The sequence below is a fragment of the Taklimakanibacter deserti genome (assembly GCA_003574785.1).
Genome location: QORU01000016.1, coordinates 31,828 through 54,021, shown reverse-complemented (window position 1 = coordinate 54,021; position 22,194 = coordinate 31,828). Strand labels below are relative to the sequence as shown.

At 63.0% G+C, this 22,194-nt stretch carries 18 protein-coding genes; 7 read left to right on the top strand and 11 right to left on the bottom strand.

Translation table 11 applies throughout. From position 1 onward, the window contains the following. Positions 1 to 23 precede the first annotated feature (23 nt). The 6 genes from DS839_RS28520 to argS all read right to left on the bottom strand — a co-directional run bounded on the left by DS839_RS28520 (position 24) and on the right by argS (position 7,587). Positions 24 to 245 carry a twin-arginine translocase TatA/TatE family subunit gene (locus tag DS839_RS28520; RefSeq protein WP_119273913.1) on the bottom strand — a complete coding sequence of 74 codons (222 nt, stop codon included), beginning with the start codon at positions 243 to 245 and terminating at the stop codon, positions 24 to 26. Between the two features lie 95 nt (positions 246 to 340). Beyond that, positions 341 to 1,471 (bottom strand): ABC transporter ATP-binding protein, encoded by a 1,131-nt coding sequence (locus DS839_RS28515; protein WP_119273912.1) that lies wholly within the window; start codon positions 1,469 to 1,471, stop codon positions 341 to 343. 54 nt (positions 1,472 to 1,525) lie between these two features. Continuing rightward, complete coding sequence (scpB, locus tag DS839_RS28510; RefSeq protein WP_119273911.1) at positions 1,526 to 2,254, bottom strand: SMC-Scp complex subunit ScpB; 729 nt, start codon at positions 2,252 to 2,254, stop codon at positions 1,526 to 1,528. A 79-nt stretch (positions 2,255 to 2,333) separates the two neighbouring features. Beyond that, positions 2,334 to 3,146: a segregation and condensation protein A gene (locus DS839_RS28505; RefSeq protein WP_119273910.1), complete on the bottom strand. Its 813-nt coding sequence runs from the start codon at positions 3,144 to 3,146 to the stop codon at positions 2,334 to 2,336. Between the two features lie 192 nt (positions 3,147 to 3,338). Then, entirely contained in the window at positions 3,339 to 5,627 is a 2,289-nt protein-coding gene (locus DS839_RS28500; protein ID WP_162918863.1) for an SPOR domain-containing protein, read from the bottom strand. A gap of 226 nt (positions 5,628 to 5,853) precedes the next feature. Then, a complete protein-coding gene (argS, locus tag DS839_RS28495) occupies positions 5,854 to 7,587 on the bottom strand; it encodes an arginine--tRNA ligase (protein ID WP_119273908.1) in 1,734 nt (577 codons plus the stop codon). A 199-nt stretch (positions 7,588 to 7,786) separates the two neighbouring features. Between argS and DS839_RS28490 the strand changes: the two genes are divergently transcribed. After that, a complete protein-coding gene (locus tag DS839_RS28490) occupies positions 7,787 to 8,218 on the top strand; it encodes an SH3 domain-containing protein (protein WP_119273907.1) in 432 nt (143 codons plus the stop codon). A 9-nt stretch (positions 8,219 to 8,227) separates the two neighbouring features. Here DS839_RS28490 and DS839_RS28485 read toward each other — a convergent pair whose 3' ends face one another. Together DS839_RS28485 and DS839_RS28480 are read right to left on the bottom strand one after the other, a co-directional pair. Next, positions 8,228 to 9,790, bottom strand: coding sequence for a B12-binding domain-containing radical SAM protein (locus DS839_RS28485; protein WP_119273906.1), 1,563 nt, complete (start codon positions 9,788 to 9,790; stop codon positions 8,228 to 8,230). A 72-nt stretch (positions 9,791 to 9,862) separates the two neighbouring features. Continuing rightward, the gene (locus DS839_RS28480) at positions 9,863 to 11,050 is read right to left on the bottom strand and encodes a deoxyguanosinetriphosphate triphosphohydrolase (protein ID WP_119273905.1); all 1,188 of its coding nucleotides are present in this window, start codon (positions 11,048 to 11,050) and stop codon (positions 9,863 to 9,865) included. A gap of 52 nt (positions 11,051 to 11,102) precedes the next feature. Between DS839_RS28480 and erpA the strand changes: the two genes are divergently transcribed. The 3 genes from erpA to xth all read left to right on the top strand — a co-directional run bounded on the left by erpA (position 11,103) and on the right by xth (position 13,354). Continuing rightward, positions 11,103 to 11,432 (top strand): iron-sulfur cluster insertion protein ErpA, encoded by a 330-nt coding sequence (erpA, locus tag DS839_RS28475; protein WP_119273904.1) that lies wholly within the window; start codon positions 11,103 to 11,105, stop codon positions 11,430 to 11,432. A gap of 92 nt (positions 11,433 to 11,524) precedes the next feature. Then, positions 11,525 to 12,475 carry an aldo/keto reductase gene (locus DS839_RS28470; protein WP_119273903.1) on the top strand — a complete coding sequence of 317 codons (951 nt, stop codon included), beginning with the start codon at positions 11,525 to 11,527 and terminating at the stop codon, positions 12,473 to 12,475. A 108-nt stretch (positions 12,476 to 12,583) separates the two neighbouring features. Continuing rightward, entirely contained in the window at positions 12,584 to 13,354 is a 771-nt protein-coding gene (gene xth / locus DS839_RS28465) for an exodeoxyribonuclease III (RefSeq protein ID WP_119273902.1), read from the top strand. A gap of 12 nt (positions 13,355 to 13,366) precedes the next feature. On the opposite strand, the gene DS839_RS28460 is transcribed toward xth, so the two are convergent. Then, on the bottom strand, positions 13,367 to 14,251 hold the full coding sequence (locus tag DS839_RS28460) for a tetratricopeptide repeat protein (protein ID WP_119273901.1): 885 nt from the start codon (positions 14,249 to 14,251) through the stop codon (positions 13,367 to 13,369). A gap of 13 nt (positions 14,252 to 14,264) precedes the next feature. Next, complete coding sequence (ilvD, locus tag DS839_RS28455) at positions 14,265 to 15,989, bottom strand: dihydroxy-acid dehydratase (RefSeq protein WP_119273900.1); 1,725 nt, start codon at positions 15,987 to 15,989, stop codon at positions 14,265 to 14,267. A gap of 267 nt (positions 15,990 to 16,256) precedes the next feature. Here ilvD and DS839_RS28450 point away from each other — a divergent pair, with 267 nt between their 5' ends. The 3 genes from DS839_RS28450 (at position 16,257) to DS839_RS28440 (ending at position 20,884) form a co-directional block, all read left to right on the top strand. Continuing rightward, positions 16,257 to 17,384 carry a YjgN family protein gene (locus DS839_RS28450; protein WP_119273899.1) on the top strand — a complete coding sequence of 376 codons (1,128 nt, stop codon included), beginning with the start codon at positions 16,257 to 16,259 and terminating at the stop codon, positions 17,382 to 17,384. A 2-nt stretch (positions 17,385 to 17,386) separates the two neighbouring features. Then, complete coding sequence (locus tag DS839_RS28445) at positions 17,387 to 18,463, top strand: M48 family metallopeptidase (protein ID WP_119273898.1); 1,077 nt, start codon at positions 17,387 to 17,389, stop codon at positions 18,461 to 18,463. Between the two features lie 93 nt (positions 18,464 to 18,556). Further along, positions 18,557 to 20,884 carry a molybdopterin-dependent oxidoreductase gene (locus DS839_RS28440; RefSeq protein ID WP_368911972.1) on the top strand — a complete coding sequence of 776 codons (2,328 nt, stop codon included), beginning with the start codon at positions 18,557 to 18,559 and terminating at the stop codon, positions 20,882 to 20,884. 44 nt (positions 20,885 to 20,928) lie between these two features. On the opposite strand, the gene ampH is transcribed toward DS839_RS28440, so the two are convergent. Continuing rightward, positions 20,929 to 22,080, bottom strand: a complete 1,152-nt coding sequence (ampH, locus tag DS839_RS28435; protein ID WP_119273897.1) for a D-alanyl-D-alanine-carboxypeptidase/endopeptidase AmpH — start codon at positions 22,078 to 22,080, stop codon at positions 20,929 to 20,931. Positions 22,081 to 22,194 lie beyond the last annotated feature (114 nt).

Below are 22,194 nucleotides of genomic sequence, written 5' to 3'. Positions count from 1 at the left end.
TCAGCTCCGGGCCTTAGCCCAAATCAGCTTTTGACCTTGTCGCCGACCTTGGTCTCGGTCGACTGCTCGAGCGACTTCGTCTTGTCGTCAGCTTCGGCATCGGCCGTGTCGTCGGCCATGCCCTTCTTGAAGCTCTTGATGCCCTTGGCCACATCACCCATCAGATCGGAGATCTTGCCGCGGCCGAACAAGAGGACGACCACCAGGATCACCAGCAGCCAGTGCCAAATCGAAAGCGAACCCATTTACTACTCCCTTGAGATCATGAGGACCCACTGGCCCTTGCGTTGCCGGCACTATTGCAGAAAGGGGTGAGCGCCGCAACAAAACTGCCCGCCTGTTAGATGGGGGTGGAACCATCCGCCGTAAAGACCAAAACCTGAGCCGGATCAATGGAAAAGGCGAGGCTCGTGCCCTGCCCCGGCGCCGTGCCCGCCGGCATGCGGATGGCGACCGGCTCTTCCAGGCCCTTGAAGATCACGGTGAGGAGCGTCGCATCGCCAATGAAGCGTTCGGCGAGGACGAAGCCCTCGGGGCCAAGCCCTGCGGGGGCCGCCGAAAAGGCCTGTGGCCGGACCATCACCAGCACCGCCTCGCCCTCGGCACGGCTCTGGGCGGGGAAAGTTCCGAGCGGCGTTTCGGCCTGGCCGTTTCGAATCCGGCCCGTCAACTCGTTCATGTCGCAGAAGAAGCGTGCCGCTTCGGCATCGGCGGGCCGGCGATATATTTCCGTCGGCGTTCCGGCCTGGATCAGGCGGCCGCGGCGCATCAGCAGGATGCGGTCGGCGAGGCCCAGCGCCTCCACCGGATCATGCGTGACCAGCATCGCGGTAGCGCGTGTCTCCTTCAGCAAGGCCAGGGTCTCGGCACGCACACTGTCGCGCAAGCGCTGGTCGAGACCGGAGAACGGCTCGTCCATCAGCATCACTTGCGGGCGCGGTACGATGGCCCGCGCCAGCGCCACCCGCTGCTGCTCGCCGCCCGACAGACGATGCGGATAGTCGCGCTCATAGTCTTCGAGCCCCACCCGCTTCAAGGCATGGCGCGCCTCGTTCAGCGCATCGGCGCGGCGCAGTCCGCGCAAGCCGAAAGCCACATTGTCGATGATGCTCATATGCGGGAAGAGCGCGAAATCCTGGAACATGAGCCCGATATTGCGCTTTTCGGGCGGGACGAAATTCTTGGGCCCCGCCATTTCCAGGTCGTCGATCAGAACGCGACCGGTCTCAGGCCGCTCGATTCCGGCCGCGATCCGCAAAAGGGTCGTCTTGCCGCAGCCCGAGGGGCCGAGCAGGCAGACGATCTCGCCGGGCTTCAGATCGAAGCTGACGCCCCGCACCGCCGGGATCGGGCCGAAACTCAAGCTCACATCCTCGAAGGTCAGCCGCCCGGCGAAGGTCGCCCCTGCCGTGCCGCGCGGACCCCATTCATGTGATTTCACGGTTCCGTTGACGAATTCTGCCGTGTTCATAAGGGGCGATGTACACTACCGCCCGGCCGAGGCCAAGAAGACTGAGCAGCACAGTCAGGAATTGGCCTCGTTGCTGTCCTGCCCCTCCTCGGGCGCAGGCTCTTCCTCTTCCGGCAAATGCATTTCCAAGGGAATCTGCTCATCCCCGTCGAGAGGATCCTCCTCCGGCGTCAATTCGTCGGTCACCCTGGGGATCGGCACATCGAAGCCCGGCGGCATGGTGGCATCGAGCAGGCCGGCGCCGCGCAACTCCTGCATGCCCGGCAGGTCGCCGATCTCGTTCAGACCGAAATGCGACAGGAAGGCGGGCGTCGTGCCATAGGTCACCGGACGGCCCGGCGTGCGGCGACGGCCGCGCATGCGCGCCCAGCCGACTTCCAGCAAGGTGTCGAGGGTGCCCTTGGAAATGGCGACGCCGCGGATTTCCTCGATCTCGGCGCGGGTGACCGGCTGGTGATAGGCGATGATCGCCAGCGTCTCGAGCCCTGCCTTCGACAGGCGCTTCTGCTCGACCGCCTCGCGGCGCAACAGGAAGCTCAGATCGCCCGCGGTGCGCAGCGCCCATTTGCCGCCGACCTGGACCAGGTTGACGCCGCGATTGGCATAATTCGTCTGCAGATCGGCCAGCAAGGACGGCAGGTCAACCCCTTCCGGCAAGGCGGCGCTCAATTGCTCGGCCGACAAGGGCTCGGCCGCGGCGAACAGCAGCGCTTCAACGATGCGCAGGTGATGGCTGCGATCGGCGCGCGGATGCATCGTCACATTGTCGCTCGGCTCTGACATGCTTTCATCCGTCACCGGCTCCTCGGCTTCCGGTGACGTCGCAATTGCCTGTGGCCTAGTCATGACTTCTACTTCCTTCTCACGCGGCGCTGGCGCGCCGGCGCATGTAAATAGGCTCGAAGGCCCGTTCCTGCCTGATCTCGATGACGCCTTCGCGGGCGAGCTCCAGGCTTGCCGTGAAGCTCGAGGCGATCACCGTGGTGCGGCCCTCGGTCGAGCCCATATAATCCGCAAGCCACGTGTCGAGGCTGCCCCAATCGTCCATGCGTCCGACCAGGCGCTCGAGGATATGGCGCGCGTCCTTGATCGACCATGCCTTGATGCGCTTGACCGTATAAGTGTGATGGCGCGACTTCTTCTGCCGCCTCTCGGCATAGGCCTTGAGCAGATCGATGAGATTGTCGGCATATTCGACCCTGGTGTCGAAGACGAGCTTCTCGGGCTCGCCGCGCGCGAAGACATCGCGACCCAAGCGGTTGCGCGACATGAGCTGCGCCGCGGCATCGCGCATCGCCTGCAGCTTCTGCAAGCGGAAGGAAAGCTGTGCCGCCAGATCTTCCGCCGGCATCTCTTCCTCGCCCGGCATCTTGGGCAGGAGAAGACGCGACTTGAGATAGGCAAGCCAGGCCGCCATCACCAGATAGTCGGCGGCGATCTCGAGGCGGCGGGCACGAGCCTGGTCGATGAACGCAAGATACTGCTCGGCCAGCGCCAGGATGGAAATCTGCGACAGATCGATCTTGTGATGGCGGGCGAGCTCGAGCAAGAGATCCATCGGGCCTTCGAAGCCCGACACATCGACGATGAAGGTCTCCTCATCGGCGGGTGGCGTCTCCTGACGCAGCGGTCCCTCGCCGTCCGGCCAAGTCTTTTCTGTGATTTCGTTCGTCATCGTTTTGCAATTCGCTTCAGTCAGCTTGTCGCAGAAAGCGAAAGTGATTCGCCCCCCTCCCGACAGATTATCCCCAGATTCAAAGCTTTACGAGCCGTTCGAAGGGATCGGTCGTCGGGTCTGGACGTTCCATCGGAATTTCGCCACCGCTGCCGATCTGCAGATCCCGGTCCGATCGGGTCAAAACAGACTTCAGTTGCCGCGTACGAGGCAATCGCGTTCGCCCGCAGCGATGAGCGAATTGCAGATTTTCGACGCCGCCGAGCGCGAGGGGAGCGGCCCAACGGCAAGGCGATAACGCGATCCGCCGGCGACGGTGGCCTTGACGACGCGCGGGCTCAGGCCGCTCAGCACATTGCCATGCTTGGCGCGCAGACGATCATATTCGGCCATCGCCTCGGCTTCCGAGCGGAAGGAGGCGAGCTGCGCCACATAGCCGCCACCGCTCGACGGTTTGGCTTGCTGCGGGGCGGGCTGGGGAGCGGGTTGGGGAGCAGGTTCGGGAGCCGGCAGAGGCTCGGGCGCCACGGCAGCGATCTGTTGCGGCGCGGCGTTGTCGGTCGTCTCGGCGCTGGCGCTGTTCGGGTCTGGCGAATTGGTCCAATTGCCGGTGCCACCCTGGGCGCTGGCCCGTTCGGCCGCCTTGCCCGTCAGCTTGCGTTTGGTCGAGCCGAAACCGAAGAAGGATTTTGATTTCTGTTCCACCGCCGCGGTCTCAGGCTGGGGCTGCTGACCGGCATCGGGCACGGCGATCGGGGTCGGGGTGTTAACGTTCTGAATGTCTTGTGCCTGGGTGGTCCCTGTCTGGGCCGGCGGCACAAGAACGAGCGGCTCTACGCCATCATTCTGTCCGGCCCCGGGCTCTTCCGCCGCCACGACTTTCTTGGGCGGTTTCTTCTCGGCCTTCAGCTTCGGCTTGGCCGGTTTTTCCGGCTGGACGGGAAGCGGTTCGGGCTCGTTCACCTGTTCGATCTGCGGCAGCGGCTGCGCGGCAATCTGCTCGGTCGCCTTGGCCAATTGTCCGGGGACCGGGGCGCCGGTATCCGCCGCGCTGTTCGAAACGGGCTGGGAAGCCGAGCTCTTGTTCACGGCTCCCATGGCTGCGCTCTGCTGGTTCGCATCGATCGGCAACGATCCTTGCTCGCCGGGCGGCGGCAGGGGCAACGGCAATGGTTCATTGGCATTGCCATCCGTGCCGCTCGCCGGATTGGGAAGAGGTGCGGCGCCCTGTCCCTCATTGTCGCCCGTCGGTTCGATGGTCTGCGGCTGCTCCTGCGTCGGGACGACCTGGTTGCCGCCGACCTCATCGTCGCCGAGGATGCGGTCATAGATCTGCTTGCGCTGGTCGGCCGCGTTCGGCTGCGCCGCCCCTTGCGTTCCCAGCGTCGAGCCGCCCGACGAAGACTCGGGCGCCGTCTTGGGCGCCGTCTCCGGCGCTTCGATGACCGGCACATTGCCAGTCCCCTGGCCTGGCGCCTTCATGTAGGTCAGGTAGTAATAGATGATCCCGGCAGCCAGAAGGGCGACGGCGGCGAAGGCCAAGAGCCAGGGCCAGGGGCCACGCCGGCGCGGCGCTTCGGCTTCATAACCCTCCTCATAATCGCGATAGGCGCGATTGTAGTCCTGGGCTGAAGCGCGGCGGCGCTGCGGGCGCGGCGGTTCTTCATCCTCGAAGACCTCGTTGACGTCCTCATCGTAAGCCGGCCGGCGCGCGCGTGCCGGCACCGGGGGGCGCCTGCGATAATCGCCAAGCGACGGGCCCTCGTCCTCGCCAAAGGCCGGTTGCGGGGACGGCGGCAGCGTGGGCCCCCGGCGATAGGAGTCGTATTCGCGGTTGGCCGGCTCGCGGCTGGCCGGCCGGCGCGCCAGCGGGTCTTCGCGGAAAGCGGCCGTGTCCGCATAAGGCTTCGACTTTTGTGAGAACCCGCTCGGCGGCGGATCAAGCGAACGATAGTTTCCACCCGGAGGCTGTGGCGGGGGGCTGAAGCGGGGCTGGAAGCCGGTGGCCGGCGGAGCACTGTTCGCCGGCGGCTTGGGCGGCTGCTGGCGGGCTTGCGGCGGCGGCTGCTGCGCGGGCTGCGCCTGGGCACTGCTGCCGCCGAGTGCGGGACGCGGTGGCGTCAAGGGCGGTGGCGGCGTGGCGCTCAGCCCGGGTTTGCTGGAAAAGGTCGGAAACTCCCGTTCGGGCGGTGACGGCGGCACTTGCTCACGCTTGTCCTTCGCCAGTTCCTCCGGCGAAAACGAGAATTTCGGCCGCTCGGCTGGCGGCGCTGCCGTCCGTTGAGGCGGCTGAAGCGGGCGGTCGGCACTGCTGCCGCGGGCTTGCGCGACGCGCTGCTCGGCAAGCTTCTCCGCAGCGTGACGTTCGGCGCGCAAACGGTCACCGAGGCCGGAAGCCCCTTGCGGTATCGGGGCGACCGATCGCGGCGCAGCTCCCGCACCCGCCTGCTGCGCTGGCCGCGGCGGGGTGCGCGGCGCCATCGGCGCGGGCCTGGTCACAGGCTGATGCGCGCGTGTCGCGGCTGATGGGAGTTTCGCCTCCTTCGCGGGCGCCGGGGGCGCCTGCCTAGGAGCTTGCGGCGTCGATTTGAATTCATCGGAAATCTTTGGCAGGTCTTTGCCCGGATTCCCCATGCCCAACCTCTCGCGCCAACGTGCCTTGCCGGGACTGTTCGAAGTATCTTGATCCATCCACCTGTTCCCGCGTCTACATTTCCTCTACGGGCTTCACTCCGAGGATTCCTAGGCCGTTTGCCAGAACATAGCGAATCACGCGCAATAAAGCGAGCCGTGCAAGGCTAGTTTGCATGTCCGAAGCCAAAATAAATCTTAATTGCGGCGACTCTTTGCCCTTGTTCCACAGGCCATGAAAATCGCTAGCGAGATCATATAGATAAAAGGCTATCCTGTGAGGCTCGTGAGCTGTGGCGGCGGCCTCGACCACGCGCGGATACTCGCCAATCCTGCGGATAAGTTGGATTTCGGATTCGTCGGCGAGCCTTGAAAAATCGGGTTCCGACGCATCGGCGGCAAGCTCGCCCGCGTTGCGGAACACCGAGCAGATCCGGGCATGCGCGTATTGGACGTAGAAAACCGGGTTCTCCTTCGACTGTTCGGTGACCTTCTTGAAGTCGAAATCGAGCGGCGCCTCGTTCTTGCGGTAAAGCATCATGAAGCGCACCACGTCGGGCCCGACCTCTTCGACGACATCGCGCAGCGTCACGAATTCGCCGGCGCGCTTCGACATTCTGACCGGCTCGCCGCCGCGGAACAGCTTCACGAGCTGGCACAGGCGCACGATGACCTTCACATCGCGGTTGCCGGCATTGGCGGCGCCGATCGCCTCCAGCCGCTTCACATAGCCCGAGTGATCAGCGCCCAGAACATAGACGAGCTCCTTGAAGTCCCGCATGATCTTGTGGCGCGAATAGGCGATGTCGGAGGCGAAATAGGTGTAGGAGCCGTCCGACTTGATCAGCGGCCGATCGATGTCATCGCCGAATCGGGTGGCACGGAACAGCGTCTGCTCGCGATCTTCCCAATCCTCCGGCAGCTCGCCTTTGGGCGGCGGCAGGCGGCCTTCGTAGATGAGGCCACGGGCGCGCAATTCCTCGACGGTGCGATCGACCTCGCCCGTGTCATGCAGGGACTTCTCGGAAACGAAGATCTCCTGGCGGATATTGAGCGCGGCAAGGTCCTCGCGGATGAGGTCCATCATCATTGTGAGCGCTTTGGCGCGCACGATCGGCAGCCACGCCGCTTCCGGCATGTCGAGCAGCGCCTTGTCGTGGTCATAAGCGAGCGTCTGGCCGACCGGCTTCAGATAGTCGCCGGGATAAAGCCCGGCCGGGATCTCGCCGATGTCCTCGCCGAGCGCTTCGCGATAGCGCAGATAGGCCGAACGCGCGAGCACATCGACCTGGGCGCCGGCGTCATTGACGTAGTATTCGCGCGTCACGGAGAAACCGGCGCGAGCGAGAAGCTCAGCCAGCGCATCGCCGAAGACGGCGCCGCGGCAATGGCCGACATGGAGGGGACCGGTGGGATTGGCGGAGACATATTCGACATTGACCTTCTCGCCTGCTCCCATGGTCGAGCGCCCGTAGTCCGCGCCCAACGCCAAGGCGGAGTCGAGAAGCTTGGGCCAGAAAGAGGCCTTGAGCCTGACATTGAGGAAGCCGGGGCCGGCAATGTCCGTCGACTGAATATCAGGATCGGCGGCGAGCCGCCCGGCGAGCAACTGTGCGATCATCCGAGGCTGCTTGCCGGCGGCCCTGGCCAGCACCATGGCGGCATTGGTGGCGAGATCGCCATGCGCCGAATCGCGCGGCGGCTCGACCGTCACGCGGCTGACGTCGAGTCCCGCGGGCAATTGACCTTCGCGCGACAAAGCTTCGAGCTCGCGGCGGACGACGTGTTGGAAATGGGCGAAGAGGTTCATGTAACTCTGGGATTAGTCGAGGTTTTCTATCCGGCTCTGCCCTACCGGATGGCTCACGGCGCGTCAAACGCCGGAAGCCGATAGTGACGCTTCGTCATTTACGATGAAGGGAAAGAGTTCGCTTCTAAGTGCCTGATTATCGTGACCATTCGAAGGCCACATGATAGCCAAATCACGATAGCGATTCCGGAGGGCAATCATGCGTTTCTTCAATCTGAAATCATCGCTCGCCGCCTTGGCGTTCGGTCTTGGACTCCTGGCGGCAAACACCGCCTTTGCAGCGGAAGCCTATACGGCGACCGATCTCAATGTGCGCACCGGACCTGGTACCCAATATGATCGGATCGGAACGCTGCCCGCCAACAGCGGCGTCGATGTCATCGACTGCCAAAGCGGCTGGTGTCTGGTGCACGGGCGGGGCTTGCACGGCTGGGTGTCGTCCAGCTATCTGGCGCGCGGCGAGGATCCGACGAGCGTCATCGTGCTGCGGCCCGAGATCTATATCGGACCCGGGCATTACTATCGTCCGCCGCATTGGTGTCCGCACAAGCCCTATCGTCCACGCCCGCCGTATCGCCCGCGGCCACCGAAGAAGTGCAAGATCGCGCCGGGCTTCCCCTGCCCGCGGTAAAAGCTTCGATCAATAGGTATTCACCAGCGGCTTCTCGGTCGTCATCAGCCGGCGGATGAATTTGTGCATGTGCCAGTGGATGGCGCATTTGAGCGCATAGATACGCAGGACCGAAGGCTCCGGCCGCGCCCTGAAGAACGACCAGAAGCGCCGGCGGTAGACCCGGCGCAGCGACCGGTCGGGCACCTTGGCGAGGACTCGCAGGAAGAGGCCCAGCGATTCGAGCCAAAGCCGCGCCTGATGCGCGCGATGCGCCCAAGGGTGGCTCACCGCATAATTCTGCCAGGCGCGGTCGATGACGATGCCGCCGTCGCGATAGAGGTCGTCGACCCGGTCGAAATAGGCCGTGGGCTCATAAAGGCCGGCCATCAGCCTCACATAGCCTTCGCTCAAGGCCGCGCGGCTCATATTGACCGGCAGCACATTGGTGCCGTGCGCGGGGTCGTCATTCTCATCGAGCCGTCCTGCCTGCTTGAGCCGGTCATAGAGCGGCGTGCGTGGAATGGCCGACAGCATGCCGACCATCGCGGTCGATATGCGCGCCTCGCGCAGGAACCGCTCCTGCGCCGAAAAGATATTCTCGTCGTCATTGTCGAAGCCTAAGATCATGCCGGCCCATACTTCCATGCCGCGATCCTGGATACGCCGCACCTTGTCGGCGAGACTGCCGCCCTTCCTCAGGTTCTGCAGCTTCTTGGCTTCCTTCAGCGACTCCTCGTTGGGCGTCTCGATGCCGACGAAGACGGCGCCGATATTGGCCTCGACCATGAGCTGCATCAGTTCCTCGTCGTCGGCGAGATCGATCGAGGCTTCGGTGACGAACATCAGGGGATAGCCATGCTGGCGCTGCCAGTCGATCACGCTGGTGAGGATGTCCTTGATCGCCTTCTTGTTGCCGATGAGGTTGTCGTCGACGATGAAGACCAGCGCCAGCTTCTGGGCGCGCAGGGCGTCGAGCTCGGCGATGACTTGCGCCGATGTCTTGAGGCGCGGCCGCCTGCCGAAGATGACGATGATGTCGCAGAATTCGCAGGTGAACGGGCAGCCGCGCGAGAACTGGACCGAGCCGAAGGCATAGCGGTTCATCTTGAGAAGTTCGAGACGCGGCACCGGGACCTTGCTCAGATCGGTCTTCTCGGCCTGCTCATAGCGCTTCTTGACGGTCCCCTGCTCCCAATCCTTCAGGAATTCAGGCCATGTCTCCTCCGCCTCGCCGACGAAGATCACGTCGACAAGATCGCCGAAATAATCCTCCTTGACCGAAACCCATGGGCCGCCGACCACCGTATAGGCCTTGCGCCGCTTGAGCTCGCTCAGGATGTCGCGCATGCGGTGGCGCTGCACGATCATCCCGGTCAGCGCGACGATGTCGGCCCTGGCGCAGCGCTCGAAATCGATCGCCTCGACATTCTCGTCGATCAGCGTGATCCGGTGCGGCTCGGGCGTCAGCGCCGCGAGGAGCGGCAAGGCGGCGACCGGCATGTTGGCGCGCTTGCCGAGCAACGGCAACGCGTGCTCCAGGCCCCAGAAGGAGATCTCGAATTTCGGGTTGATGAGCACGATGTCGGCCATGGATGACCCTCCCGCGCACCTCTCGTAGAGTAATCTAATGGAGATCGGGTCGCCGCGCCACCCCTGAAGGTTTCACCTGAACAGCGGATCGAGATCGAACAGCTTCTTGTGCTGGTCGAGCGCGTAGCGATCGGTCATGCCGGCGATGAAATCGCAGACCTGGCGGGCGAAGCGGCTCCTGTCGTCGGTGAAGGATTCTTCGCGCCAGTCCGAGGGCATGAGCTCGGGCTTCGCCATATAGGCCTCGAAGAGGTCGCTGATGACGCGCTGGGCGCGCTCCATGATGGCGAGTACCCGCTCATGGCGGTACATGCGATGCGAGAGGAAGGCCTGCAGGACGCGATTCTTCTCTTTCATCTGGGCGCTGAAGCTGATCACCGGCATGCGAAGCGCGCGGACCTCCTCGACCGAGGTCGGCTTGAACGCCTTCAACTGCTTGCCGCTCTCGGCGAGCACGTCGTTGACCATGGCCGAGATCAGCCGGCGCACCGTCTCATGGATCATGCGCGGGCGCTCGAGTTTCGGATAGGCTTTCAGCACCTGGGCGAGTGCTGCACCGACCAAGGGGTCGTCACCCAGATCGATCACGTCGAACAGCCCGGCCCTGAGGCCGTCGTCGATGTCATGGGCGTTATAGGCGATATCGTCGGCGATGGCCGCCGCCTGGGCCTCGGCCGAGGCGAAGGAGGCAAGCATCAGGTCATGCGCCTCGGCATAGTCGATGATGGCGGCCGGCAGCCCGGTCTCGCGATAAGGACCGAGCGCATGGCCCTCCCCGTCGATGAGCGGACCATTGTGCTTCACCAGGCCTTCCAGCGTTTCCCAGGTCAGATTGAGGCCGTCGAAGGCGGCGTAGCGGCGTTCGAGCCGGGTCACGATGCGCAGGCTCTGGGCATTGTGGTCGAAGCCGCCATGATCGCGCATCAGCCGGTCGAGCTCGCGCTCGCCGGCATGACCGAAAGGCGTGTGGCCAAGGTCATGCCCCAGAGCCAGGGCTTCCGTCAGGTCCTCGTCCAGCCTGAGGGCGCGGGCGATGGAGCGGGCGATCTGCGCCACCTCGATCGAGTGGGTGAGACGGGTGCGGTAGTGATCGCCCTCGTGATAGACGAAGACCTGGGTCTTGTGCTTGAGCCGGCGGAAGGCCGATGAATGGATGATGCGGTCGCGGTCGCGTTCGAAGGGCGTGCGCGGCGGCGCTTCCGGCTCGGGCGTCAGGCGGCCGCGGCTCTTGGCCGGATCCGAGGCGTAGGGTGCCCGCATGGCTCAGACCCCCGGGTTGACAAGAAGCGCCCGGCGCACGACATATGTGACCATGACGGATACGGTTTCCATAACCTCACGCGCCGCGAGCCGCATCAAGGATATCGTGGCCGCAGAGCCGGGTGCTACCGCCTTGCGGGTTGCGGTCGAGGGCGGCGGCTGTTCCGGTTTCCAGTATGATTTCAAGCTCGACTCCCAACGCGCGGATGACGATCTGGTGATCGAGAGGGACGGCGCCACCGTTCTGATCGATTCCGTCTCGCTCGTCTATATGGGCGGCTCCGAGATCGATTTCGTCGACGACCTTATCGGCCAGAGTTTTAAGGTCAACAATCCGCAGGCGACGATGTCCTGCGGCTGTGGCACCAGCTTCTCGATCTGACTCCCTCCCTCCCTTTTTTCAAAAGAAAGCCCTTCTCTGTTCCGGCCGGCGCCCGCCCGGTCTATGGTCGCGGCGACTTTTGGAGAGACAAGATGAAAAAGCGTGTGATCGGCCGATCGGATCTCAAGGTGGCGCCCCTCGGCCTCGGCGGCAATGTTTTCGGCTGGAGCGCCGACGAGAAAGCTTCCTTCGCCGTCCTCGATGCCTTCGCGGCAAAAGGCTTCAACCTGATCGACACGGCGGATGTCTATTCGGCCTGGAAGCCCGGCAATCAGGGTGGCGAATCGGAAACGATCATCGGCAAGTGGATGAAAGCCCGCGGCAACCGGTCCGCCATCGTGCTGACCACCAAGGTCGGCTCGGAAATGGGTCCCGGCAAGAAAGGCTTGTCGCGCCGCTATATCGAGACCGCGGTCGAGGCCTCGTTGAAGCGCCTGCAGACCGATTACATCGATCTCTATCTGTCCCATTGGGAAGATCCTGCGGTGGACGTCGAAGAGACGCTCGGGGTTTACGCGGACCTGGTCAAGGCCGGCAAAGTGCGGGTGATCGGCAATTCCAACCACTCGGCGGAGACCATGCGCAAGGCGCTCAGCATCAGCGCCAAGCATCACTGGCCGCGCTTCGAGAATCTGCAGACCCATTACAATCTCTATGACCGCTCGGGCTACGAGGCCGAGCTCGAAGCCTTCTGCCGCGCGAACGAGATCGGCGTCACCAGCTATTTCTCGCTGGCTCGCGGATTCCTGTCGGGCAAGTACCGCAGCCCCGCGGACTTTACCAGGAGCGCCGCGCGCGGCGACGAGATGGACAAGTATCTCAACGAGCGCGGCCTGCGCATCCTCGCAGCCCTCGATGCCGTCGCGAAGGCGCGCAATGCCAAGCCGGCCGAGGTCGCCATCGCCTGGCTGATTGGACGGCCGGGGATCGTCGCGCCGATCGCCAGCGCCACCAGCGTCGATCAGCTCCAGGATCTGATCAAGGCGACCGAGCTCGATCTCGGTGCGCAAGACATCGAGCAACTCGATCAGGCGAGCGCATAGGCGTCAGCCTCCTGACAGACCGTGGCCATCATTTGGGCTAGTGAATGTCAGTCGCGGTATCTATAAAGCTTGCCGGAAACGGCGGCGTCCTTCTTTCGTGTGGATGACATGCAGATCGCAACCTGGAATGTGAATAGCGCCAAGGCGCGGCTTGAAACCATCGTCGCCTGGCTCAAGGAGGCCTCGCCCGACGTGGTCGGCTTCCAGGAGCTCAAATGCGAGGACCAGGCCTTCCCGCGCCAGGCTTTCGAGGATTTGGGCTACAATGTCGCCGTCCATGGCCAGAAGACCTATAATGGCGTCGCCATCCTGTCGAAGCGTCCGTTCGACGAGGTCAAGATGCGGCTTCCAGGCGATGACGGCGACGAGCAGGCCCGCTATATCGAAGCGGTCGTCTCCGGCATCCGCTTCGCCTCGATCTACCTGCCGAACGGCAATCCCGTGGCAAGCGAGAAATATGCCTACAAGCTCGCCTGGATGGAGCGGCTCATCGCCCATGCGCGAACCCTGCTCGCGCTCGAGGAGCCCGTCGTCCTCGCCGGCGACTACAATGTCATCCCGAATGCGATCGATGCCAAGAATCCGCAAGTATGGGTGAACGATGCCCTGTTCCTGCCGCCGACCCGGGCGAAATTCCGTGAGCTGATCAATCTCGGTTTCACCGAAGCGGTCAGGACGCTCAATCCGGACCCCGGCATCTACACCTTCTGGGACTATCAGGACATCGCGCGCCGCCGCGACAACGGCATCCGCATCGATCACATGCTGCTGTCGCCGCAAGCCGCCGACCGGCTCAAGTCGACGCGCATCGACAAGCACGTGCGCGCCTGGGAGAAGCCCTCGGACCACGTGCCCGTGGTGGCTGAGTTCATGGCTTAGCCAAACGCCTTCCTATTCCGGCTGCTGGTTCGCCTCGTCGTCGGCCGGATACTGATCCGCCCAGACGGTGGCGCGCGCTTCCGCCTCGAGCCTCTCGGCCTCGCTGGTCTCGGACAGCATCTTGTCGAGGCGGTCGTAGATCTCGGGCCGCTCGCCAGGGCGCGTCGTCGAGCGCGCCAGGAGATACCACATGATGGCGCGGGTGCGGTCGCGCCGCACGATCTCGCCCTTCCAATAGAGATCGCCAAGGGCCGCTTCCGCCGGCGCATAGCGCTTCTTCGCCGCCGCCAGCAGCCAGCGCAGGCCCTGCTCCGGTTGCTTGCGCATGCCCTGGCCCTTCATCGCCATGAGCCCTAAGGCATATTGCGAGGCCGGATGGCCGTAAGTCGCGGCGAGACGGTAGATGCGGCTTGCCCGGTCGAAATTCTGCGGCACGCCTGCCGCCTTGCTGCCGGTGCGATAGTAGTCGGCGACGCGCACCAGCGCATCGACCATGATGCGGAGCCGGTTCTGGTCGCTCTCCTCGGAATCGAAGGCGTCGGCGACGCGCCCATAATAGGAAAAGGCTTTGGCATCGTCGCGCTGGACGCCGCGCCCCAGGCGGTACATGTGGCCCAGATACCAGTCGGCCACGATGTTGTTGTCGTCGGAGGCGCGTTCGAAAAATTTACGCGCCTTGTCGAAGTCGCCGTCCTTGTAGGCGCGCTTCGCCTTCTTGAGGTCGTCCGTCCAGAACGGAATGAAGTCGAGATCGGGCGCCTTGATATCGGGCGCCGCCGGCAGGTAGGAGTAGAAATCGGAGGTCCAGTCGTCGTCCGCGGCGCGCGCGGAATCGGAGAAGCCTGCGAAACAGGCGGCAATGACCGCGACCGTCGCAACTACTCCACGCGCCAACATACTCGCGCGCCGATCATATATCGGCGTAGCAGACACCTTCGTGTGATCCTCCGGGATGGGTCACTGCGCCGCCCACGGCAGGACCAACCTGCTGCGCATATTTCCATAGCGCGCCGGCTTCATAGCCATGCTCGCGCGGCTTCCAGTCCTTTTTACGGCGAGAAAGCTCCGCAACTGTGACATTTGTATCGAGGCTTCCGGCCTCGGCATCGATGGTGATGATGTCGCCATCCTTGAGGAGGCCGATCGGACCGCCGAGTTGCGCCTCGGGCCCGACATGGCCGATGCAGAAGCCGCGCGTCGCGCCGGAAAAGCGGCCATCGGTGATGAGCGCCACCTTGTCGCCCATGCCCTGGCCGTACAGGGCAGCGGTCGTCGCCAGCATCTCGCGCATGCCGGGGCCGCCGCGCGGCCCCTCATAGCGGATGACCAGCACCTCGCCTTCCTTGTATTGCCGGTTCTTCACCGCCTCGAAACAGGCTTCTTCGGTATCGAAACAGCGAGCGGGGCCGGAGAATTTCAGGTTCTTCATGCCCGCCACTTTGACGATCGCGCCTTCGGGGGCGAGATTGCCCTTGAGACCGACGACGCCGCCGGTCGGGGTGATCGGCCGGTCGGCGGGCCGGACCACGTCCTGGTCCGGATTCCACTTCACCTTGGCCATGTTCTCGGCAATCGTAGCACCCGTGACGGTGAGGCAATCGCCGTGCAGAAATCCATGATCGAGCAGCGTCTTCATGAGCAGCGGTATGCCGCCCGCCTCGAACATGTCCTTGGCGACATAGCGGCCACCGGGCTTGAGGTCGGCGATATAGGGCGTGCGCTTGAAAATCGCAGCCACGTCAAAGAGATCGAATTTGATGCCGCATTCATGCGCGATGGCCGGCAAATGCAGGGCGGCATTGGTCGAGCCGCCGGAGGCAGCCACCACGGTCGCCGCATTCTCGAGCGCCTTCAGGGTCACGATATCGCGCGGGCGGATATTGCGGGCGATGAGCTCCATGACCTTCTCGCCCGAGGCGAAGCAGAAGGTGTCGCGGAGCTCGTAAGGCGCCGGCGCCCCGCAGGAATAAGGCAGAGCGAGGCCGATGGCCTCGGCGACCGTCGCCATCGTGTTGGCGGTGAATTGGGCGCCGCAGGAGCCGGCGGAAGGACAGGCGACCTGCTCCAGCTCTTCGAGGTCCTCGGTGCTCATCCGGCCGACCGAATGCATGCCAACCGCCTCGAAGACGTCCTGGATGGTCACCGGCCTGCCCTTGAAGGTGCCCGGCAGGATCGATCCGCCATAGATGAAGACCGAGGGCACATTGAGCCGGACCATGGCCATCATCATGCCCGGCAAAGACTTGTCGCAGCCGGCCAGGCCCACCAGCGCGTCATAGCAATGGCCGCGCATCGTCAGCTCGACCGAGTCGGCAATGCACTCGCGCGAGACGAGGGACGCCTTCATGCCCTGGTGCCCCATGGCGATGCCGTCGGTCACCGTGATGGTGCAGAACTCCCGCGGTGTCCCATTGGCGGCCGCAACCCCCCGTTTCACCGCCTGGGCCTGGCGCATCAGGGCGATGTTGCAGGGAGCCGCCTCGTTCCAGCAGGAGGCCACGCCCACGAAGGGCTGGTGGATCTGGGCCTGTGAAAGGCCCATTGCGTAATAGTAAGAGCGGTGCGGCGCGCGCTCGGGCCCTTCGGTCACATGGCGGCTGGGAAGCCTTGTTTTTGCTATGCTTTTTGCGTCCATTCTCTGTCCGTTCGCTGGCCTTTTGTAAGGGGCCTTGTCCCATTCCGGGGCTGCCGCTTCCCAGTCCGGCAGCTCCCTTCGACAGGGTTATTTGCAAATTTGGGCAGATGGAAGGTTGATTGTGGCAGGCTCTGTGCCGTCCTTAACAAAAGCTCGGCTTGTGACATTTCTGCAACATTCTGTAACCTACACTTTGCGATATCCTGTGAAATGACCCCTAATTGCCCCTAGATTACAACCCTGATTTGCAAGGACGGTGCGATTCTCATGGCTTTTCGGACATTTGGCACGCAAGGGTCAGACGGCGGGACCCCTATCTCCATCGAATATATAGATAAACCGGGCCTGGGGCAGATCGCCCTCCTCAATGCCCTTTTGTTCGTGCTGACGTTGTCGGTCTATCGCTTCTGGGCCAAGACCAACGTCCGGCGGCATATCTGGAGTTGTGTCCATATCAATGGCGAGCCCCTCGAATATACCGGCCGGGGGATCGAATTGTTCCTTGGCTTCCTCATCGTCTTCGGCCTGTTCATTTTGCCGTTGCTCGTGGTTGTCATTGTCCTGCAGCTCACGCCTGGAGCAGAGGTGGCTCTCGTTCTCGTTCAACTCGCCGCTGTGGTTTTCATCCTCGTCTTCTGGGGCATGGCGCTCTACCGGGCCCGCCGGTACCAGCTCTCGCGGACCCTGTGGCGGGGCATAAGGGGAGCGCTCGTCGGCTCATCCTTGAGCTACAGCCTCCTCTATTTCGGGGCAACGCTGCTGCGCGGCATAACGCTTGGCTGGTCGACCCCGGCCATGAACCTCAACCTGCAGGAGCGCATGACGGGCGACATGCGTTTCGGCAGCATGCCGTTCCGGTTCAAGGGACGGGCCGGACCGCTTTATGGTCCTTATGCCGTGTGCTGGGTGATCAGCCTCTTCGCCCTGATCATCCTGGCGGGTATTCTGGGCTTCGCCTTCTATGGGATGTTCAACGAGGTCTTCGCTACCGAGCGCACCGGTACCGACACCAGCCGCGATTTCATGGGCCTCATCATGGTCATCGGCATGCTCATCGGCCTCCTGCTGTTCTGGATCGTCTATTACGTGATCTGGGCCTTCTATGTGGCGCGTGAAATGTCGATCTTCGCCTCCTACACGACGCTCGACCTGGCGCGCTTCCAGCTCGACGCGACGGGCGGCAGCCTCATATGGCTCATCCTCGGCAATATCCTGCTCATGGTCTTCACGCTCGGCATCGCGACGCCTTTCGCCCAGCAGCGGCTGGTGCGCTATTTCTGCAACCGGCTCAGCGTCCTTGGCATAGTGAATGTCAATGAGATCATGCAGTCGCGCGAGGCCGTCGGACGGACCGGTGAGGGACTTGCGGACGCCTTCGACGTGAGCTGGATTTGAGCATGCGTGTCGATGCCCGCTTCTTCGACGGCGAAATCGCCCGCGATCATGCCGTCTCGGCCGAGCTCGCGCCGGAGGGGCTGGCGATCGAGGGCATCGAAGTGTCACGGCGCGTCTGGTCGCTTTCAGGCCTTGTCGCCATATCCCCCATCGAAGCGGGCCGCCCCGCGCGGCTCGGCCATGACGGTGCCCCTGGCGCTCGCCTCGTCATCACCGACCAAGCCTTCGTGCGTGAGCTGGTCGGGCGAGCACCGCATCTTGCCGGCGGACTCAATGTCAGGAAGACCGGCCGTTGGGTGGCGATCATCGGGACTTGCGCCCTTCTCACGGCGGGCATCCTTTATCTGACCCTGTCCTATGCGCCGCAAACGCTCGCCTTCGTCCTGCCCGAGAGCTGGCGCCACACGCTGGGCGACCAGGTCGAGGCGACACTGGCGGGCGGCGCCAAGCTTTGCGCCACGAGCACGAGCAACATGGCCTTGGCGGACCTGGCCAGCAGGGTCGCCCAAGGCGATCCCGAAGCGCCCCTTTTCGAGCTCAAAGTCTATGATATCGACATTGTGAACGCCTTCGCGCTGCCGGGCGACCGCATCGTCCTCACCCGGAAGCTGATCGAGACCGCCGAGGCGCCGGAAGAGGTGGCGGGTGTCCTTGCCCATGAGATGGGCCATGTCTATCACCGCCATGCCGAGGCCCAGATGGTGCGGGCCCTGGGCATCGAGCTCCTGCTCAAGGTCGCCTCCGGCGGTGGTGGCGATATCGGCGGGCTGGCCGGTCTCCTGGCGATCCTGCGCTACTCGCGTGATGCCGAGCGCGAGGCCGACAGTTTCGCGCTGGACCAGCTGAAAAAGGTAGCCATCGATCCCCTCGGGCTGAAGCGGTTCTTCGAACGGATGATGAAGCTCGAAGGCGACCGGGGCTCATCCGGCGGCATCTTCGGCACGGTGAGCGACATGATGTCGACGCATCCTGTAACCCGAGAGCGCATCGATGCCATCAAGCCCTTGCCCCAAGGCACGGCGGCGCGACCCGTGCTTACGGATGCGGACTGGGCCAGCCTGAAGAAGATCTGCGGCTAGTTAGGGCGTGGACTCACAAGCGCGTAGCTGCCAGTTTGTCGATAAGATGGCGGTCTAACATATCAGCCCTGACTGGCAATCAAAGTTTGAGGCTTGCTGGAGGCGAGTTTGTTTCCCTTACCAAAACGAAGGATCCTGTCGACGCACTGGGGCGCATATGTCGCGGAATTTGAGGGTAGCGAGTTGGTGGGGCTGGGTCCATTCGAAGGTGATCCGGCGCCGTCCCCAATCGCACGTTCAATTATCGATACGATGCACAGTCCGGCCCGAATTTTGCGACCGATGGTCAGATCATCCTTTCTCGAGAAAGGACACAAGGCTGGTGGTGAGCTTCGTGGCCGTGACCCGTTCGTCGCGGTCGGTTGGCCGGAAGCAATTGCCTTGGTCGCCAAGGAGCTCGATCGGGTACGCTTCGCCCACGGGAACTCTGCGATCTTCGGAGGCTCATACGGGTGGGCGAGTGCGGGCCGGTTTCACCATGCCCAAAGTCAGGTCCATCGCTTTCTCAATATCATAGGCGGCTATACCCGCTCCGTGAACAGTTACAGTTTTGGCGCGGCGGAAGTCGTTCTTCCTCACGTGATAGGAGACCATCGTGGTTTGTTCACGGAACTGACGACGTGGCAGACCATAGCCAAGCATTCCGAGCTCATCATCGCGTTCGGCGGTCTCTCGAGCAAGAACGCACAAATCAATGCTGGAGGGCTTCGTCGACACGGCCTCACTGAGAATGTAGAGCGTCTGCGGCAGTCGGGGATCGACGTCCTGTCTGTAAGTCCTATCCGCGACGATACGGATCCGGCGAGCAACGTAGCTTGGTTGCCGATCAGGCCGACGACCGATGTTGCCCTCATGCTGGCAATAGCCCACGTCCTGATCGCCGAGGATAGACACGACGTGACGTTTCTGGAACGCTACACCGTTGGCTTTCCGGCCTTCCGCGCTTACGTGATGGGTGAGGGCAACCAACCGGCCAAGACGCCAGAATGGGCTTCGCCAATCTGCGCAGTTCCGGCGGCTGCTATTCGGGATATAGCCCGGCGCATGAGTAGTCGCCGGACGCTCTTGACGATGTCGTGGTCGCTCCAACGGGCCGAACATGGCGAACAGCCCTACTGGATGCTAATCACGCTGGCCGCGATGCTCGGACAAATCGGTTTGCCGGGAGGCGGTTTCGGGTTTGGGTACGGTTCAGTTGACAGCGTCGGGAACGCTGCGCAGAGCTTCAAGTGGCCATCTTTGCCACAGGGGCATAACCCGGTAGAAACATTCATCCCGGTTGCGCGCCTGGCGGATATGCTGCTTTCCCCGGGCGGCGTATGCGACTACAACGGTCAGGAACTGACCTATCCTGATATTCGTCTGATTTATTGGGCTGGCGGCAATCCGTTTCATCATAACCAGGATCTCAATCGGTTGCTAAAAGCATGGCAGCACCCTGAGACTGTCATCGCGCACGAGATGTTCTGGAATGGTCTAGCCCGCCATAGCGACATCGTGTTACCCGTAACACTCCAGGCTGAGCGGAATGATCTCACTTGCTCCCCGCGAGATCGGGCACTGATCGCCTCCCATAAGTTGGTTGAGCCTCCCGGCGAGGTCCGTGACGACCATCGGATTTTCGCAAGCCTGGCGCGCGAATTGAACCTCGAGAGCCGCTTCACGGAGAACCGCAGCGAGGAGGGTTGGCTGCGTCACCTATATGACTCGATACAACGTGAAAATGCCCGATACGACTTGACGCTGCCTGATTTCGACGAATTTTGGCTGAACGGCATCTTATTGCTTCCTGAAGAAGCGAGCTCGCCTCCACTACTTGAGGCATTCAGGTCCGACCCCGCGGTCAATCCGTTGTCCACGCCTTCAGGGCTCATCGAGATCTATTCAGAGCGGATTGCAAGTTTCGGCTACAAGAACTGTCCTGGACACCCTGTTTGGTTGCAGCCGAAAGAGTGGCTGGGAGCGCCCACGGCGAAGCGCACCCTACATCTTCTTTCGAATCAGCCCAAAACGAAGCTTCATAGCCAGCTCGATCACGGGATCAATTCGCGCGAATCCAAGATACAGGGCCGCGAGCCGATACGCATACATCCTTCGGATGCAGCATTGCGCGGCATCTCCGACGGAGCGGTCGTCCGGGTGTTCAACGATCGTGGTGCTTGCCTGGCTGGCGCCCGCCTGTCGACGGAAGTGATGCCAGGTGTTGTGCAGCTTTCGACCGGCGCCTGGTACGATCCACTGGTGCCAGGTTCACCGGGCAGTTTGGACAAGCATGGAAACCCGAATCTGCTGACTCAGGATCGCGGCACGTCCAATTTGGCTCAGGGTTGCAGTGCCAATTCCTGCCTCGTCGAAGTGGAATTGTTCGTCGACGATCTTCCCAGCATTACCTGTTATGGCGCACCCGATATCACTCAATAGTAACGAGCCCTAGTTAGCTGGCGAAGCGGACGAGATGATCCATCTCACCTCGGGGCGAGCGAGGTGACGAACTCGTTCGTCGCCTCTACCGCCGCGGTGAAGCCGCCCGTCGAGAACTCGTTCATGACGAAGAACGCGCCGACCCCACGCGTGGGCGCAAGCGCGACATAGGCGAAGAAACCTTGAAGCCCGCCGCTCTTCTCGAGGATCAGCGGCCGGTCGCCGTCCGGAAAGGTGATGACCCAGCCGAGGCCCATCGCACCCATCGGGCCGCCATCGTCCAGGCCGAGCACGGAGGTGAGCCCGTCGCGGTAAACATAAGCCCCGTGGTTGACGAGCCGTTCCTCGCTATCGGCCGAGGGCGAACGGTCGAGGTGCCAGCGCATCCAACGGAGCATGTCGTTGGCGGTCGTGTAGAGGCCGCCGGAGCATCCGATACTCGCCGGCGATGGCACCGTCGGCATGGGGCTGCCGTCGAAATTATGACCTTGCATGATGCGGGGCTTGGCCTCGTCCGGCGGATTGAGGCTGGTGTCCTTCATGCCGAGCGGGTCGAGCACCCGCTCCCTGAGGACGTCTGCATATGGCTTGCCCGAGATGTCGGCGAGTGCGTAGCCGAGAAGGTCGAACCCGTAGTTGGAATAGAGCGCGGCCGTGCCCGGGGGGAAGAGAAACGGGTCTTTCTTTAGGTCGGCGAGCGCCGCTTTCCTTGTATTGGTCGAGAACGGATCGTCCGGCGGCGCGTCGGGACGCGGCACCTCGCGCGGCAGGCCCGATGTTTGCGTAACAAGATCGAGGAGACGAAGAGCGTGACCGTCCTTCTCCGGCACGCTGGCACCGACCATCCGGTCCTGGAGGCGATCGGTGAGTTCGACCTTGCCGTCGATGACCAGGGACGTGAGCACGCTGCCGCAGAACGCCTTGCTGATCGACCCGATGCGGAAAATGGAGTCGGCATCCGGCTCCTTGCCGCTGCCCTTCGCCGTCTCCCCGAAGCCGGCGAATGCCGTCTCCCCGTTCCGCACCGCGCCGAAGATCAGCCCCGGCACCTTGGCGTTGAGGTAGATGAACACTCCGTTGAACTCGACGGCTTCTTTCAGCAGCTTGTCCTCCGCGTGCGAAATCGATGCGAAGGCACTCAAAGCCGCGGCAAGCCCAAACACAGTGGTAAGCCTCTGGTACAGTTTTTTGGCCATGGCGATCGTCGCTCCCGAAACGACACTGAGTTGAAGGCGCGACGCGAACCAACACCGGCCCGCGATCAGAATAGATTTACGCGAGGGAGGAGCAGGAATGCAACCATCACCTGC